This is a genomic window from Streptomyces sp. NH27, from assembly GCF_056859195.1.
The window spans coordinates 18,208-34,904 of the sequence record NZ_JACEGK010000012.1 but is presented as its reverse complement, the minus strand read 5'-3'; the positions used below and the strand labels follow the sequence as shown (position 1 = coordinate 34,904).

The window sequence follows — 16,697 nt, the reverse complement described above, 5'->3', positions numbered from 1 at the left end:
GGGGGAGGGCGGGGCCGGAAGTGGTCTCGTCTGACATTCGCCCTCCAGGATGCCGCGAAGTGCCCGGCCGCCGACGGCGATACGGGCCCGAGGTGTTCCGGGTGCCGTTCGGAGATCGTAGGGGCAGCGCACGCGGGGGGACCCCGGTTGACGGGTAGCGCCGGGTGCGCGACCGGCGCACGCGACGTGCTGTGCGCCCCCGGGGGCCGTGGCCGCCGGAATGATACCGTCCCCGGTCCCGTTGCGGGTCAAGTCGGGTCAGGCCGCCGGAGGATGTGATGAAGCGGGCTGCATAACGTGTGCGCGTGCGTACGCTGTGCGTACCACGGCAAGGGCGAGCGGGGACACCACGCTTTCGAGGGAACAACATGTCTTTCACCGGAGACCAACCGCCTTGGCGGACGGGACTGCTGCTGGAGCGCGAGCGCGAAATGGCCGCGCTGGAAGCCGTGTTGGCCGATTTAAGTGGGCCATCCCAGGATCAGGACGCGACCGGCACCGGCGGACTGCTCGTCTTCGCCGGGCCCGCCGGACTCGGCAAGACCACCCTGCTCAACGAGGTGCGCAGAAGGACCATGGCCCGCGGCTACACGGTGCTGTCCGCGCGTGGCGGTGAGCAGGAGCAGGGCGTCGCCTTCCAGGTGGTCCGGCACCTGTTGCAGCCGCTGCTCGCCACCGGCACCGAGGAGGAGCACCGCGAGGCACTGGGCAACTGGTACGACATCGTCGCACCCGCCGTGGGCCTGGTGGCGGCCCCGAACGGTTCCCCCGACCCGCAGGGAGTTCGGGACGGCCTGGACTGGATCCTCACCCGGTTCGCGGTGCAGCGCGCCCCGTTGGTGATGATGCTGGACGACGCCCACTGGGCCGACGCCGAGTCCCTCGCCTGGCTCACCGGCTTCGCGCCGCGGGTCGGTGAACTGCCGATCCTGCTCGTCGTCGCCTACCGCCCCGACGAACTGCCGTGCGACGCCGTGATGTTCGGCAGGCTGGCGGTGCGGCACGGATCGCGCCCCCTGGATCTCGCACCGCTCACGCCGGGCGCCGTCAGCCGTATCGTCCGGTCCACCCTGGGCGAGGACGCCGAAGAGGCGTTCTGCCGGGAGACCTGGGCGGTCACCGGAGGCAATCCCTTCGAAGCCGTCGAACTCGCCGCCAGGGTCGCCGACCGCGGGCTCAAGCCCCAGGTCGTCCACCTGCCCGAACTGCGCGAACTGGCCTCCGCGGTGAAGGGCGGCGGTCTGGTCGAGCGGCTGGAGCGGCTGGGCACCTCCGCGGTCCGCTTCGCCTGGAGCGTCGCGGTGCTGGGCGCCGGGGCCTCCCGCAGCAGAGCGGCGAGCCTCGGCGGGCTGGGCGAGGCCGAGTCCGCCGACGTGGTCACCCGGCTGCGCGAGGCCCGCATCCTCGCGGAGCAGTCCCGCGACGGGCACGAAGGCGGGCACGCAGGCGGGTACGAAGAGGCCGACGGCCGGCTGGAGTTCTTCCATCCGCTGGTCTCCACCGCCGTCTACCGGGCGATTCCGGTGGCCTTCCGGGTCGCCATGCACGGCCAGGCCGCCGCGGTGGTCTCCCAGGCGGGTCTGGGCCCCGCCGCGGCCGCCCGCCACCTGCTGGAGACCCACCCGGAGAGCGACCCGTGGGTGGTGCAGCAACTGTGCGCGGCCGCCCGCGAGTACCAGCGGGCCGGCGCTCCCGACGCCGCCCGGCGCTGCCTGGCCCGGGCGCTGCGCGAACCGCCGGCCATGGAGGACCGCGCCCAGGTGCTGTTCGAACTGGGCTGCTCCGCCTCGCTGACGGAGCCCGCGATCACCGTCAACCACCTGCGCGCCGCGCTGGACGAACCCGTCCTCACCCCCGAGTTGCGCGAGGCGATCATCTACCGGCTGGCGCAGGCGCTCGGCCACTCCGACCAGATGGCGGAGGCGGCCAGGACGGTAGCGGAGGCGGCCCGCTCGGCCACCGACTACAAGACCCGGCTGCACCTGCAGGCCGAGCAGTTCATGTGGAACGCCTTCCGGGCCGACGAGCAGGACTCGACCGCCCGCTCGCGCAAACTCGCCCGGCTCGCCGACCACGTGACCGGGCGGGGCACCGCCGAGCGCTATCTGCTGGGGCTGCGGGCCTGGGACGCGATGGTACGGGGCGAGTCGGCCGACACGGCGCTGCACTTCGCCGAGCAGGCCCTCGGCGACGGCCTGTCGTGGACCGACGACCTGTGGGGCTTCGAGTTGCCGGTCCTGGTGGCCCTCACCTTCATGTACTGCGACCAGCCGGGGCGGGCCGAGCAGCTCTTCCACCAGGGCATCGCGGAATGCCAGGACAAGGGCTGGCGCGGCGCGCATCTGTCCTTCGGCTACACGCTGCTGGGCTACATCCGCTTCCGCCGCGGGCGCCTGAGCTCCGCCGAGACCATGGTCCGCGACGGCCTGCGCATCGCCGACCGGGTCGGGTACCAGGTGCCCGCGCAGTATTTCGCGCTCGGCATCCTCATCGAGATCCTGCTCGCCCGGGGCCGCGTCGAGGAGGCGCAGGAAGTCGCCATGTCCTACGGCTACGGCGACATCACGCCCAGCGCCGTGGTCTACCCGGACGCGCAGACCGTCCAAAGCGAGCTGCTGCTCGCCCTCGGCCGCCACCACGAGGCCGAGGAGCAGCTCATCCGGGTCGGTCAACGCCTCGACGCCCGCGGCATGCGCAACCCCGCCTGGTGCCCGTGGCCGCTCCACCTGGCCATGGCCAAGGAGGTCACCGACCCGGAGCGGGCCGCGGAGGTCGCCGAGAAGGGCGTCCGCAGGGCCCGCAGGTTCGGCACGCAGTCCGCCATCGGCCAGGCACTGCACGCCCTGGCCATGGTGACCCCCATGAACCGGCGTGCCGGTCTGCTCGCCGAGGCGGTCGGGCACCTCGAACGCTCACCGTCCGGGTACGACCTGGCGCGGGCGCTGGTCGACCACGGTGTCGCACTGCGCCGTACCGGACTTCCGCAGCAGGCCGCGGAGCAACTGCACCGGGGACTGGAAGGGGCCGTGCTGTGCGGGGCCGACGGACTGGCGGCGCGGGCCCGCGAGCAACTGGACGCCACCGGGCTGTGGCCGCTCCAGCCCCGTACCGCGGAGGCGGACTCGCTCACCGTCCAGGAACGCACGGTGGCCGAATGGGCCGCGAGCGGTCGGTCCGTCGCGCAGATGGCCGAGGCACTCGGCGCCTCGGACGCGGTGGTGACGCGGCTGCTGTCCGACATCTACCTCAAGGTCGGCTGCGACCACGCGGGCCTGCCCCGCCTGATCGCCGGAATCGCCGGCAACGCGCCGTAGCGCCGGGCCACTTGTCCGCCCCCGGGCTTCGCCGGCCGGCAGGCGCTTGCCGCACCCGGCGCTGTACGGCGACCCGGCGGCGACCCGGCGCTGGTCGGCGACCCGGCGGCGGCTCGTACGACGGCCCGTACTCCGGCACGCACTGCGGGCCGCACGCCCCACGACCACGGCGGGATCGCGGTCGCGCGGTGGCCGCGACTCCCGCCGGGTCAGGCCGACTTCGCGGTGAAGGTGCGGAAGGCGAGCTCGCTGTTGTCGCCGCGCAGGCCGACGCCGCCGGGGCGGCGCAGGGGGCCGGGGGAGTGGTCGACGGCGCTCAGCACGGTCGTGCCGTCGATCTCCAGTGACAGCCGTACGGCGCCGTGCGACTGGTTCCGTACGCGGGCCCTGATGTCGTGCAGGCTGCCGTAGGCGAAGCCGTGCCGTGCCTCGGCCAAGGTGGCGTAGTCGCCCTCGTTGGCCGCCGCCGCGTCGTCCGCGGGGAGCTTCCGTTTGATGACGACCAGGCCGTCCCGGCGGCGGAAGCTGAGCGCGTAGAGCTCCTCGGGGCTGTGGTAGCGCAGCCAGACGTGGCCGCCGTCGTAGTCCTGGAGGGGGGTGCGCGCCGTGGTGATCGGGCGCTCGATCCGGACCGCGACACGCACGTCCACGTCCCGCCCGCGCAGGGCCCGCTCCCCGAAGACCCGCCCGCCGCGCGGAAGGACGGCGCCCGTACTCGTCATGCCGTAAGGAAGGCCCGCACCGCCCATGTTCCTCGCCACCGCCCCGGACGACTCCGGCCTGCTCCACCTGCTCTCGCAGTTCTCGGTGGTCATCGGCCTGCTCTTCCCGGTCTACCTGCTGATGCTGATCCTGCCGCTGCTGGTGCGGCGCACCCGCAGGCCCGGGAACGCCGAGGACTACACCTGGCACCTGTTCGTACCGTGCCGGGACGAGGAGGCCGTGATCGGCGAGACCCTCTGGTACCTGCGCGCGGCCTGCCCGACCGCACACATCTGGGTCGTCGACGACGACTCGGACGACGCCACGGGCGACATCTTCCGTCGCTTCGCGCTGCGGGACGAGGGGGTCCACCTCGTCCAGCGCCGCCGACCGGAGGCACGGCAGGGCAAGGGCGAGGCACTCAACGCCGCCTACCGGGCGCTGTGCGCCCGGCTGTCCGAGGAGGCCGACCGCCGCCGGGTGATCGTCGGGGTCTTCGACGCGGACGGCCGTCCCGCACCCGGCTGCCTGGACTACGTGGCGGCCCGGCGCTACTTCGGGCGGGCGGATGTCGGCGGCGTACAGATCGAAGTCCGCATGATCAACCGCACCCAGGCCCGGCCGGACCCCGACGCGGGCACCGTCCGCAACTTCGTCGCCCGCCTGCTGATCCGGCTCCAGGACCTGGAGTTCCGGGCGCCGGTCGCCGCGCTCCAGCACGCGCGGAAGGCGTCCCGCTCGGTCTGCCTCGGCGGCAACGGGCAGTTCGCCCGGCTCTCGGCACTGGACGACCTGGCCAGCGCAGCGCGGCAGGCCGTGGACCGGGCGGCTGCTGGAGGACTTCGAACTCGGCATCCACCTGCTGCTGGCCGGCTGGGTCAACAGCTTCTGCGCCGAGACCTACGTGGAGCAGGAGGCGCTCTTCGACCGCAAACGCTTCCTCACCCAACGGACCCGCTGGGCCCAGGGCGTGATGCAGTGCTTCAAGTACATCGGTGTGATCTGGAAGTCCGACCGCATCCCCAACACGGGCTTCCTGGAACTGGCCTTCTTCCTCGTCCAGCCCCCCGATCCGCTGCTCGTGCCGATGATCGTCAATTCGATGGCGTGGACCTACCAACGGCAGGGCCGCTTGGAGGACGCGCTGGGCATCGCGCTCGGTGCTGCTGATGACATGAAGAAAGCCGATCACACGGCCACGGCCGACGGGCTCAAGGTGTGGGGCGGACTGACCATGAGCGCCGCCACGTCCGCCGCGAGAAGCGGCGACTACGACCGAGCGGCAGCGATGATGGAAACGGCCGAGGCGGAGGCTGCCCGGGTCTCCAAGTTGCCCGACGGTAGCGACAACCGCATGATCAGCGTCTTCAGCCCGTCGTCGGTTCGCATCGAACGCGTCCGTCTGGCGGTCCAGTACGGGCACGCCGCCGACGCCTTGACCCTGGCCAAGGGCATGCGCCTGTCCAAGGACACACCCCCCTCATGGCGGACTTGGCTGCTTCTCGATGTCGCCCGAGCGCACTCGGACATCGGGGATGCACCCGGGACCGTCAAGACACTGGAATCACTGCGCCGCGTGGCGCCCAACTGGATGCATCACCACACCCTGGCTGTCGCCATCGTGCGCGACCTGTGGGCGCTCCCCAACCACCCGCCGGGCTACGGCCGTTGGCCGAGTTCTTGGGCGTCGCCGATTAGCGTCGCCAAAGTGGGACGCCCACGAGCGGGATATTCAGCCGCGCTGGAATGCAGGCGAACGGACGTAGAGCTGTGCCCAAGGTTCTGCCCTGACGGAAGGAGAGAGCTTGACGGACGGGAGGACTGACGAGTTCTTTCGCTACATCTCGCGGGAGTGCCGGGCCGAGAGCCCGCTGCCCCCGGTAGCGCCGCCGAGTAGCCCACGCAGAGCGCAGGCGGCCCCGTTCGACCACGTGCCGGACGGAGCTTCTGCGTACCCTCGCGTCGGTGCTGACGGGGCATACGCTCAGAACGGTTAGTGGAGAGCGTTCGCACCCGCGGGGATGGACCCCAGTCCTCCTGGATCGAGTACGCGTCCATCGCCTGCCCGCCAGGAACGGGCCGAGGGCGTAGGTGGCTTCGAGGCGGGCGGTGGTTCATCCCGAGGTCGGGGCGGTTCGTGTGGAGATGCGTTTGAACCTCCGGCATCGGCCGTCTTACGTGTGGCACGCGCAGGGAGTACAACCATCTGTGACGGGGCGATTCTCATCCGTCACGGACTCCGTGGGGAAGGCGGCGTGTGCTCTCAGCAGAGTTGTGGTCCGAGATCCTGAATCAAGGTTCGCGACGGCGTTTTCGCGAGCGCAGCGTGATGCTGCGGCAGGGAGATCCGGGGACCCATCTGCTGGCGCTCACCCAGGGGCTCGCGAAGGTCGTGAGCCGGGACCGTGAAGGTGTCGCGACCTTGCTCGCGTTCCGCGGGCCCGGCGAACTGTTGGGCGAGGTGGCGGTCTTCGACGGCAGCACCCGCATTGCTGATGTGATCGCGCTCAGCCCGTGTTCGGCGGTCGTTCTGGAGGCCGCGCGGTTCAGGATGATCGTCGAGCAGCGTGGGCTGATGATGGATTTGATGCGCCAGGCGATGGCCCGGCTGCGGGAATCGGACCTGCTGCGGGCCGAGTTGCTGACCCTTCCGCTGGTGGTACGGCTGGCGCGCACTCTGGTCAGGCTGGTCGAGCTCGCCGGCGCGACTCCCGGTAGGAACGGCACGCCGTTGACGGCTGCCGTGGGGACGGCCGCTGCGGGAACGGCTGCCATGGGGACAGTTGCCATGAGGGCGGCTCCACTGCGGTTGACCGGCCTGACACAGGTGGAACTTGCCCAGGCCATCGGGGTGACCCGTAATGCGGTCGGCAGCGGGCTGGGGCAGTTGAGGGACTCGGGAGCGGTGGAGACCGCGCGCAGGCAGATCGTGATCAAGGACCTGGAGACGCTTCGATCCTGGGCCAAGACGGGCTGAGACGGCCCAAGTTGGGCTGAGCCGGCCCAAGTCGGCGTACCGCGCGCGGCAGTGTGACCGCCGTTACGTGTGGGACGCCCAGTGCTGTGCATTCCGCCGCGGGGCTGAGCCGAATGCTGGGAACCGGTCGCCGCGCGACCGTACCGCCCCCAGCCTCCGTCCACCTCAAGGAGAACGCCCATGTCCACGACCGTTCCCGTCCCCGTCCCCGGCTCCGAGAGCCGACCGCTGCCGCCCTACCGCGCTCTGCTGGCAGTTGACGCCAAGGACTTCACCGGTCTGCCGTCCGTTCAGCATGCCGCGGTCAGCGAGCTGATCCCCCAACTCGTCGATTTCGCCCTGGAGAAGGCGGGGCTCACCGAGTTGCGCCATGCCAAGAGGTTTCCGGCGAGCACTGGTGACGGCATCGTCTTCGGCTTCGATCCCGCCCAACTGCCCTTCGTGCTGTGGCCGTTCCTCCGCGTGTTGGACGAGGTCCTCGGCGAGTACAACGTGACGTCCGTCGGGCCGCGCATCCGGCTGCGGGCCAGCGTCCATGTCGGCCCGCTGCCCGACTCGGGCGCGCTCGGCGACGGCAACGGCACCGCGCGCAACGACACCCACCGGCTGCTGGACTCCCGCCCGGTCAAGGCGATGCTCACCGCCGCGAGTGAACAGACCACGCACCTGGCCGCGATCATCTCCGATCGCGTCTTCGAGGACGCCGTTCTCGGCGGCTACACGCGACTGCTCCCGGACCACTGCACCGAGGTGCCCGCGACCGTCGAGGGCAAGAACTTCGCCCAGCGGGCCTGGTTGTACGTCCCCGCGCCGTCGGGCAACCTCCTCAGCGCCGGAGTGCCGGCGAAGGAACCGGTGACCGCCGGGACGCCGGAGAGGCCGGAGACGCCGCCCGCCCCTGCGCCGTCGGCCGCCCGCTATCACGGCAACTCCCAGCGGGTCGAGGACGGCATGGCCGTGATGGGCGACGTTGGTGGGGACTTCACCTTCACCGGTCGCTCCACCACGGAGAACCGTGCCGCCAACCAGCACTGGGGTAGCGGGGACAACGTGTCCGGCTCCAAGAACGTCGGTGGCGCCACCGAGGACCAAAGGTGAGTACGGCCGCCGAAGAACCGGACGAGTGGGGGAGCGCGGACCGCCCCGAACAGGGCCGCCCGGCCGGCGAGTCGGGGCCGGAGCCGGGTCCGGACTCGGGCTCGGAGTCGGCCGACGAGACCCGTACGCAGCAGCCTGCGGCCGGACGGGCACGGTACGAAGGGAACCGCCAGTCGGTGACCAGCGGCGCGGCTGCCTTCATGGGTAATGCGAGGGACATCTACTTCTTCGCATCTCGGGATGAGGCGGACGACGAGATCCCCCGCCTCCGCTTCCGTGAGGGTCCGTATCCCGCCCGGGAGATCGAGGGTCGGTTGAAGGGATTCGTCGAGCCGCCCTCGTACGACTCGTGCCGAAAGGCCCTCGAACGCGGCCCGCTGCTGCTGCGGGGAGCGGGCGGAACCGGCGCCGTCACCACGGCGTTCGCATTGCTGCGTGATCGGTTCGGCGCCGGCGGCATCACCGGCCTCGACCCGGCACTGGACCTGACCGGGTGGTCGCCGTCGGCCGGCCGGGGCTATGTCCTCCAGGGGCTGTCACCCGAAGTCGCGGGCGCGCTCAGCGGAAACACGTTGGTCGCACTGGCAGACGATCTGCGACAAGCCGGGGCCGCCCTGGTGGTCGTCCTGGGCCAAGGACAGCAACTGCCGCGTGACACCTCGTCCTGGGAGGTACTTCACGTCCCGCCGATGGCGTACGACGTGGCCAAAGGATGCCTGTTGTCGATGGTGCGGGACGGCGACCTTCCCGCGCGGCGACTCGAGACCGCGCTGGCCCACCTTGACGAGCCCCGTTTCGCCGACTATCTCGGCGCCGGTCAACTGCCCGCTACCGCAGTGGACGTTGCCAAGGAACTGCGGGAAGTCGCCATCGGGGAAAGGTCGGTGGAGCAGGCGATGGAGAACCTCCGACTCGGCGGGACCAAGGCCGCGCAGGAGACACTGGAAGCGGTGCGCGGCAGTGCGGAGGGACTGGCGTTCCTCGCGGCTGTCGCACTCCTGGAACGACAGGACCGTACGGTCATCCACCAGTGCGTCGTGGGTCTACGCGATCGGATCGCCGAACGGGCTTCCCAGGGCTCGGACGCGCCGGTATCGCTACCGGACGGGACGCGCTCGCGGGACCTGCTGGGCCGCAGCTTCGAGGAGCGGTTGGCCGATGTCCGGGCGAAGTTGCTGCCGCGACAAGTGGTCCGTACGAGCGGAAGCCGCTACTGGTCGCAGCCCGTCGCCTTCCAAGGCAGGCACCAGGCGGAGTTCGTGCTGCGGCGCCTGTGGTGGGACTACGACGGCATGGCCGAAGTTCTCTGGACGGCCCTGCGGGACATGCCCTACCAGCCAGGAGTGGATCTCGCGGCGGGTCAGGCCATCGGGCGCGCCCTCTGTCACGCCACCGGTCCTGGATGGCTTCAGCAGCTGTACTACTTCGCGTCTTCCGACTACCGCTGGCAACGCAGGCTGGCGGCGTACGCCCTCGGAGAGATCGCGCAGGACCCGGACCTGTCCGGCGCGGTGCGGGCTCAACTCCGGGAGTGGAGCCGGCGTCGGGACCCCTCCGTACGCTGCACCGTGGCCGAGACCTGTGCGGGCAGCTTCGGGCTCAGCCGCCCCACTGCCGCCATGAATCTGCTCAACGCGATCCTCAATGGCAGCGAGGACGAGTTGACCGCCGGACTCCGCAACGCCGTCACCTTCGCGTTCAACGTCCTGCTCACGGAGGCGGAGAACCGCACGGCCGTGCTCACCCTCCTGGCCGGCTGGCTCGCCGAACCGGTCGGCACGCTCCGCCGGGCGTACGCGGTTCAGGCCGTCACTTCGCTCAGCACCAGTGCTTCCGGCGGGCAGTTCCGCCCGGGTGGCCTGAAGCTTCGGCTGACCGAACTGGTGACGGGACCGGCGGACGGCCTGCTGCCCCTGGTCACCGCCGCCCTGGAGAACCCCGCTTCGCACGGGGCGATGGCCGAAGCGCTGACCGCCGTGTCTCTGTCTTCCGACAGCTGTCACCGCGCGGCTGTGGCCGATCTGCTCGCCACCCTCTCCGGCACGTCGACGGGGCGCCCAGGAGTCGTCACCTTCTTCCTCGCCCGCTATCGCGCCCGTACCGCCGCCGCGACTTCCGAAGGGACACGTCCATGAACGAGCCACTGGTGGAGCAGTTGACCTCCTCGCCCCTGTGGTGCCTGCTGGCGTTCCGCAGGCGACGGACCGCACACACCGATCGGGCTCTGGTCCTTCTCCACCCGGACGACGCCGACCGGGTGGAGTACCCCGACCGGAGGGCCGCCCGGGTCTATCCGCGGCCGACCCTGCTCCATGCCTGGCAGACCGCCGTGGCCGACGCCCGTTGGGTCTCGCTCGCCGAGCGCCGATGCCAGGTGGAGGCACCGAGGCGCGGGCGCGGCGGTGACGGCCTTGCCGCATCACCCCTGTTGCCCCCGCAGACCGTCGCATGGTGGGTGGCCGACCCGGTCGTCGTCGCCCGCGAGTCGCCCACCGAGGAGGAGGTCACTTGGCGCATCGCCGCCGATGCCGCAGCGCGGGGGGTGTGGCCCGGCCACCCGGAAGCGTTGCGTACGGCCTTCGAGGCCGGTCCGCCCGATCCCTACGGTGGCGCCTGGGCAATGGACCCGCTGGGGATCGCGTACCGGTTCCTGCCTCGCTCACCCGGGCCTACGAGTCCCCCCGGAAGTCCCGTCCTGCCGGCGGTATGGGGCGCGGAGCACCATGAGGCGTACCGGTTCTACCGGGACGTGGTGGTGGGCGGCCCGCACGGCCTGGCAGCGCTCTGGCTGCTCTACCACCCCGAGCAGGCGAAGGACGTACTGGAGTGGACAGTGGCGCACCGGAGCGCGCTGGACGCCCCCGAAAGCTGGGAGAGGTCCCTCGCCTCGGTGTTGCAGGACCTCGACGGTGAGCACCGCGGCTTCATCGGCGTCAAGCTCGCGGAAGTCCTGAGCGACGCCGGCGTGCCGTACGGCGAGGAGACGCTGAAGCGCGTGCGGGACGCGGGACACGGGAACGGTGCCCCAGGGAAGCCTCGTTGATCCGGCGAGCCGGTGTCGCCACGGCGAACCGCCCACCACGGTCGTCCCGCGACACAGTGACGGAATCGACGCCCGACACCAGTGCGCTGCTGCGCGAGCTGATCGCCCACAATCACCTGGAGATCGGCCGGGCCGACGGCAAGGCTGCCGTGCTGCTCGCCACAGCGGGCTCATTGCTCAGCCTGCTACTGGTCCGAAGTCCCGCAGCCGCTCCCTGGACGCGGTTGCTGTGGTGGTCCGCCGTGCTCGCTGCCACGGCAGCCGTCGGGGCACTGCTTTTGGTCCTCGTCCCACGCCGGGAATCCGCGCTGCGTCAGGGAATGCGGGTCCTCGCGTACTTCGAGGACGTGGTGCAGGCCCAGAACCAGGCCCGCCTGTCGACGGTGCTGGACAGCAGCGTCAGAGCGCCGGAACTCCGACTGCTGCGAGCCCTCCAAGGCACCAGCCGGATCGCGCACCTCAAGAACCGCTACGTGCGCTGGGCCGTCCTCCTCCTTCTCCCCGCCCTGCTCGCAACCCTCGCGACCCGGGTTCCCGGCAGCTGACCCCGGGCGCAGCGAGCGAAGCCCCGCCGAGTGGGCAGGACCCGAGGGTATGGACCCACGTCGAAGATCAGCCGACTGGTGATCAGTTGTTGGTCCCCGCACCCGCGGGGATGGACCCCAGCCGTCCCTTGGCGACGCACACGACCAGGCATGCTCCCCGCACCCGCGGGGATGGACCCACCGGCTACGCCGAGTGCGTGGTCCGGTGGGTCTGCTCCCCGCCGTACGGCCTTCCGCCGCGCCGCGTCCCCGGCGTCGGGCTTGTTGGCCCGCACCCCGACCACCCCGGTCAGGGCGATGGGCGGGGCGGGCCAGTCCCGTTATTCCTGGGCCGTCGCCACCGTGACGGCCCGAACCCTCAGTGCCACGCGTCCGGGTAGTGCGGTGGCGACGAGCGCGAGGAGTCCGGCTGCGGCGACCACCGTCACGTAGAGGTGCGGGGTGACGGCGGGGGCCGTTCGGCCGGTCATGCCGATGCTGAACGAGGTCAGGACGGCCAGGGCGATGGCACTACCGAGGAAGGTGCCGAGGAGGAGGACCGAGAGGGCCTCGGTCCGTAGCATGCCCAGCACTTGGCGGCGGGTCGCACCGGCCAGACGTAGCAGCGCGAACTCCCGGAACCGCTCGGAGACGGACATGGCGAGTGTGTTGACCACCGCGATGGCCGTGAAGGCCAGGACGAGCCCCATGGCGATGAGATTGACCTCCGCGTCGGTCTGTTGCCGCTGCGCCTGGAGGGAGTCCGCGGCGGCCGGGGAGAGCACTCGGAGGCCGGGGAACGCACGCAGGATAGACGTGAGTTGTGGCTGTGTGCGGTCCGTGCTGACGAGGAGGGAGGAGGCGAGGGGGTTGTCGACGTGTTGGGCGAGCAGGTCGTGCGCGAAGGTGAGGTCTCCGAAGCCGAGGCCCCTGGTGTAGACGGCGGCGACGGTGAGCTTGGCGGGGGTGCCGTCGCCCAGCGTGAGCTTGAGGGTGCTGCCGGGCTTCAAGTGGTGCTGGTCCGCCGTCAGTTCGCTGACCGCGACGCTGTGCTCGGTGAGCCTGCTGAGGGACCCGGCGGTGACGTGCGGGTCCCAGGTGCGGGCGAGGCCGGTCGGAGTGACGCCCTGGGCCGGGTACTTGTCGAGGCCGATCCGGATGGTCGTACGGACCACTTCGGTGACGACGGCGTGCTGGGTGCGCAGTTGACGTGCCGCCTCGGAGGGGACACCGGGCCCCTGGGAGGCGACCACCCAGTCGGCGCGGATGCCCGCACGGGTCTGGGCGCGAGCCGCGTCGCCGAGGGTGGACTGGACGAAGAGCACCGTGCAGGTCATCCCGATGAGCAGGGTGAGGGGGGTGACGACGGAGGCCATACGGGTGGCGTTGCCGCGGAGGTTGGCGGTGGCGAGCCTGCCACCGGGGCCGGTCCAGCGCAGCGGTCCGGCCAGGAGAAGGGCGGCTGCTTTGACCAGGAGCGGCCCGAGCAGGGCGACGGCGATGGACAGGACGACGACGGCGATGAACGTCACCGGTGTGGAGGCGGGTTCGGTGTGCAGGCTGCTGAGCAGCGCGACCAGGACGCTGCCGCCGGCGAGCAGCAGGAGGCCGGCGAGGAGGCGGCCGTAGGAGAGCCGGGTGGTCTCGGTCCGGGCTTCGGTGAGTGCCTCGGCCGGGTGGATCCGGGCGACGCGGCGCGAGGCGATGCGCGCGGCGGCCCACGCGCCGAACAGGGTCACGACGAGGGCGGCCAGCGGGGGAAGGAAGCCGGAGGTGTGCTGCAGGGTGGTCGGCACAGCGCCGATGGCGGTGAACCTGGCGTACAACCAGTTGCCCAAGGGGAGTCCGAGCAGGGCCCCGGCCGTCCCCGCGATCGCTCCGACGATCAGGGCCTCCCGTCCCAGGAGCTTGCGGATCTGCCCGGAGGTGGCGGCGATGGCACGGAGCAGGGCGAGTTCGCGGAGGCGTTGCTGGACGGAGAGCGCGAACGTCCCCACGACCACGAGCACCGCCACGAGCAGCGAGGTGCCCCCCATCGCGCCGCCTATGCTGACCAGCTTGACGCGCGCCGCAGCGGCGTCGAGGAACTCCACCGGACCGCGGTCGCCTCCGGTGCTGACCTGGGCACCGGTGCCGTGCAGCGCCGCGGCCACGGCATGGCGCAGCGGACCCGGATCGGTGCCCGCCGCCGGGATCACACCGAACGCGGTGACCTGCCCGGGGCGGGCGGCCAGCCGGCTCGCCTCGGCGGCGGAGAAGAAGAGGGACGTCTGGTGGGTCACGGTCGTGGCGGGGGCGGCGACACCGCTGACGCGGTAGGAGCGCGGAGCCTGCGTCGACTGGACGGTGAGACGGTCACCGGGTTCGAGATGCGCGCGCCCGGCGAGGTAGCTGTCGATGACGACGTCGGAGTCGGCCGTGGGGGCGGTGCCTGCGGTGAGCCGGTACGGCGTCAGGGCGGCGGACTCCCAGGCGTGCCCGTAGGCGGTCCTCCCGCCGGTACCGTTCGCGGTCAACGCCTCGGCCATGAACGTGAGTTCGGGAATGACGCGGGCGGCGCCGGGCATGCCGGACAAGGTGCGTCCGATGCCGGCCGGGAGCCAGGCGCGTTCGGCGACGGGTTTGGCCTTGTGTTTGACCTTGGTCTTGCCCTTCTTGTGCTTCACGGTGGTCTGGTGGACGTTCTGGTCGGCGGAGACCACGATCGGGGCCGCGGCATAGCGCTCGGTCCTGACGGTGCCGCGCAGCCCCGTTTCCAGGAGCGTGCCGCACGCGGTCATCAAGGCAGCCGCGCACATCAGGGCGACGAAGGCACCGAGGAAGCCCGCCTTGCGCGCGCGGACGGTCTTCAGGGCGTAGCGCAGCATCATGAGTGGTCGGCCTCCCTGCCGTCGTGTGCGGTCCCGTGCTCCGGGCCGGCTCCCGAACTGCCGTCGCCCGCGGGCTCGTTCGTCGGCGTGGTCGCCAACTTGGTTTCGCCCGCATACTCGGGCGCCAGCTCGGGTTCTCCCGCAAGCTCGCCCGCCGGCTCACCTGCCGGCTTGGGCGCCAACTCCGGTGCGGGCGACGGGAAGCCGAGGAAGCGGGTCAGCAACGTGCGTGCGCCGGGCGGAGTTTCGGACTCGGGCCGCTTGTAGCGGTTGAGGAGGGCGATGTACTCCTCGAAGAAGGCCCTGAGTTCGGGCAGCGTGAGCCGGACACTGCCGCGCGAGTAGAGGAACGCGTCCGCCCAGGGACCGTCCTCGGCGTTCCGTTGCAGCTGTTCGAAGAGTTCCAGGTCGCCGGCGTACGCATGGTGGTTCAGCTCATCCATGACGTGCCGCATCTCGGCACTTTGGCGGCTGCGCGGCGGGAAGCGGCGGTCCCCGGGAACCATCCGCCACCAGCGCTCGCGGTGCGCGTTCGACGCACCGTCCGTCTCCTCGACGAAGCCGTATCTGGCCAGTTCGCGCAGGTGGTAGCTGGTCGCCCCGGTGTTCAGCCCGAGGGCTCGGGCGAGCATCGTCGACGTGGCCGGGCCGTGCAGGCTCAGGTGTTGGAAAACCGCCTGCCTGCGTGGGTGGGCGAGCGCCTTGAGCGTGGCGAGGTCGTTGAGTTCGACGGCCGCCGCGGAGGGGCCTCGCGTCGCGGGGAGTTCACCGGAGCCGGGTTGCTGGGGCATGCCTCCACAGTCGTGCGTGCACAGGTATCTGTGCACTGCGGCAACCCGGCGTCCTCAGCGGGGGGTTATCCCCACCTGATCTCGCGGAAGCCCGGCGCGAGCTCAACCTCCGTTGAGCTCGCAGGCGTTCTCTGCGCGGCGCTCACCGTCACCGTCACCGTCGCGATCCTGATCCGGCCGCGCGAGCGGATCAAGTAGAGCTGTCCGCCGTCAGGGGTTCTTCACCGGCGGGTTCCTCACCAGCAGGTTCCTCGTCGGCATGTTCCTCGGTGGTGCGGGAGTTGGTGAGGCTCAGCGCACCGCCCGCCGCGATCAGTCCGACGACGACCGCGAGCAGGGCGTAGGTGATCCGTTCGCCGTGGAAGAACGACGCGACGAGGCCGCTGCTCCAGGTGCCGGCCGGGAGTTGAGTGGTGACCAGCGCGGCGATCAGGGTGCCGACGACCGCGGTACCGACGCTGGAACCGACCTCCTGGGCGGTGTCGTTGAGGGCCGCACCGATGGAGGTGCGGTCGCTCGGCATCGCGTCGACGAGTGCGACCGCGCAGATCGTCATCACCGTACGCAGTCCCACGGTCATGAGCACCATGCAGACGGCGATGGCGGCGTACCCGTGGTCGACGGCCCAGGAGAGCCCTGCCAGCGAGCCGGCCAGGCAGGCCGCGCCGACCAGGCAGGCGATGCGGTGGCCGAACCGGCCTGCGAGCCACTCGGACAGGGGGGTCGCGAGGAGCATCGTCACGATCATCGGCAGGTTGGCCAGGCCGGCCCGCACCGGGCTCCACCCGTAGGCGTACTGGAAGTGGAGGATCAGCCCGAACATCACGCTGGCCATCGCGATGGACGTGCCGATCTGCGCGATGGCGGCGCCGCGGACGGTGCCGTTGGAGAAGAGTTTCAGGTTCAGCATGGGTGCCGCGCTGCGCCGCTCGTGCCGGACGAACGCGATCGCGGCCGCGACGGCGCCCACTATCGACGCGAGGGTGATCGCGGAGAGCCAGCCGTGATCGACGCCGCTGGTCAGCGAGTAGCAGGCGAGGCCGATGGCACCGACGCTCAGGACGGCGCCCGGCAGGTCGAGCGCGTCGTCGGTCAGACCCTCCGGCCGGTCGGCCGGGGCGCCGAGCCGGACGCCGATGCACGCGATCGCCGCGATCGGGGCGTTGACGACCAGCAGCCACTCCCACCGCACATGGGCCAGCGCGGTGCCACCGAGCAGTGGCCCGAGGATGAAGCCGGACATGCCGACGACGATCATCACCGTCATGGCGCGCATCCGCAGGGCCTTGTCGTCGAACAGGCGGAAGACCAGCGAGTTCGTGATCGGGGCCATCGCCGCGGCGGCGACGCCGGCCCGCAGCACGCATGCAGGACCGCT

General features: G+C 71.2%; 9 protein-coding genes and 4 pseudogenes. 9 read left to right on the top strand and 4 right to left on the bottom strand.

Annotation, left to right across the window (positions count from 1 at the left end; translation table 11 throughout):
* Positions 1–368 precede the first annotated feature (368 nt).
* Positions 369–3,314, top strand: coding sequence for an ATP-binding protein (locus AC13HU_RS02510; RefSeq protein WP_483040037.1), 2,946 nt, complete (start codon positions 369–371; stop codon positions 3,312–3,314).
* A 209-nt stretch (positions 3,315–3,523) separates the two neighbouring features.
* On the opposite strand, the gene AC13HU_RS02505 is transcribed toward AC13HU_RS02510, so the two are convergent.
* Positions 3,524–4,036 (bottom strand): hypothetical protein, encoded by a 513-nt coding sequence (locus AC13HU_RS02505; protein WP_483040036.1) that lies wholly within the window; start codon positions 4,034–4,036, stop codon positions 3,524–3,526.
* 25 nt (positions 4,037–4,061) lie between these two features.
* Here AC13HU_RS02505 and AC13HU_RS02500 point away from each other — a divergent pair.
* The 8 genes and pseudogenes from AC13HU_RS02500 to AC13HU_RS02465 form a co-directional block, all read left to right on the top strand.
* Positions 4,062–4,754: pseudogene (locus tag AC13HU_RS02500) on the top strand (glycosyltransferase); the annotation flags it as partial.
* Between the two features lie 91 nt (positions 4,755–4,845).
* Positions 4,846–4,950: pseudogene (locus AC13HU_RS02495) on the top strand (hypothetical protein); the annotation flags it as partial.
* Positions 4,951–5,076: 126 nt separating this feature from the next.
* A pseudogene (locus tag AC13HU_RS02490) lies at positions 5,077–5,714 on the top strand (transcriptional regulator); the annotation flags it as partial.
* A 559-nt stretch (positions 5,715–6,273) separates the two neighbouring features.
* Complete coding sequence (locus AC13HU_RS02485) at positions 6,274–6,993, top strand: Crp/Fnr family transcriptional regulator (RefSeq protein WP_483040035.1); 720 nt, start codon at positions 6,274–6,276, stop codon at positions 6,991–6,993.
* Between the two features lie 180 nt (positions 6,994–7,173).
* On the top strand, positions 7,174–8,091 hold the full coding sequence (locus AC13HU_RS02480) for a hypothetical protein (RefSeq protein WP_483040034.1): 918 nt from the start codon (positions 7,174–7,176) through the stop codon (positions 8,089–8,091).
* Positions 8,088–10,226, top strand: coding sequence for a hypothetical protein (locus tag AC13HU_RS02475; protein WP_483040033.1), 2,139 nt, complete (start codon positions 8,088–8,090; stop codon positions 10,224–10,226). Before AC13HU_RS02480 ends, AC13HU_RS02475 begins: the two co-directional genes overlap by 4 nt.
* Positions 10,223–11,134, top strand: coding sequence for a hypothetical protein (locus AC13HU_RS02470; RefSeq protein ID WP_483040032.1), 912 nt, complete (start codon positions 10,223–10,225; stop codon positions 11,132–11,134). The genes AC13HU_RS02475 and AC13HU_RS02470 overlap by 4 nt, the downstream gene beginning before the upstream one ends.
* Positions 11,135–11,190: 56 nt before the next feature.
* The gene (locus tag AC13HU_RS02465; protein ID WP_483040031.1) at positions 11,191–11,679 is read left to right on the top strand and encodes a Pycsar system effector family protein; all 489 of its coding nucleotides are present in this window, start codon (positions 11,191–11,193) and stop codon (positions 11,677–11,679) included.
* 320 nt (positions 11,680–11,999) lie between these two features.
* Here AC13HU_RS02465 and AC13HU_RS02460 read toward each other — a convergent pair whose 3' ends face one another.
* From AC13HU_RS02460 to AC13HU_RS02450, 3 genes and pseudogenes are all read right to left on the bottom strand, one after another.
* Positions 12,000–14,528 (bottom strand): FtsX-like permease family protein, encoded by a 2,529-nt coding sequence (locus AC13HU_RS02460; RefSeq protein WP_483040030.1) that lies wholly within the window; start codon positions 14,526–14,528, stop codon positions 12,000–12,002.
* Positions 14,525–15,319 carry a helix-turn-helix domain-containing protein gene (locus tag AC13HU_RS02455; RefSeq protein WP_483040029.1) on the bottom strand — a complete coding sequence of 265 codons (795 nt, stop codon included), beginning with the start codon at positions 15,317–15,319 and terminating at the stop codon, positions 14,525–14,527. Before AC13HU_RS02455 ends, AC13HU_RS02460 begins: the two co-directional genes overlap by 4 nt.
* Positions 15,320–15,509: 190 nt before the next feature.
* Positions 15,510–16,679: pseudogene (locus tag AC13HU_RS02450) on the bottom strand (MFS transporter); the annotation flags it as partial.
* Between the last annotated feature and the right edge of the window lie 18 nt (positions 16,680–16,697).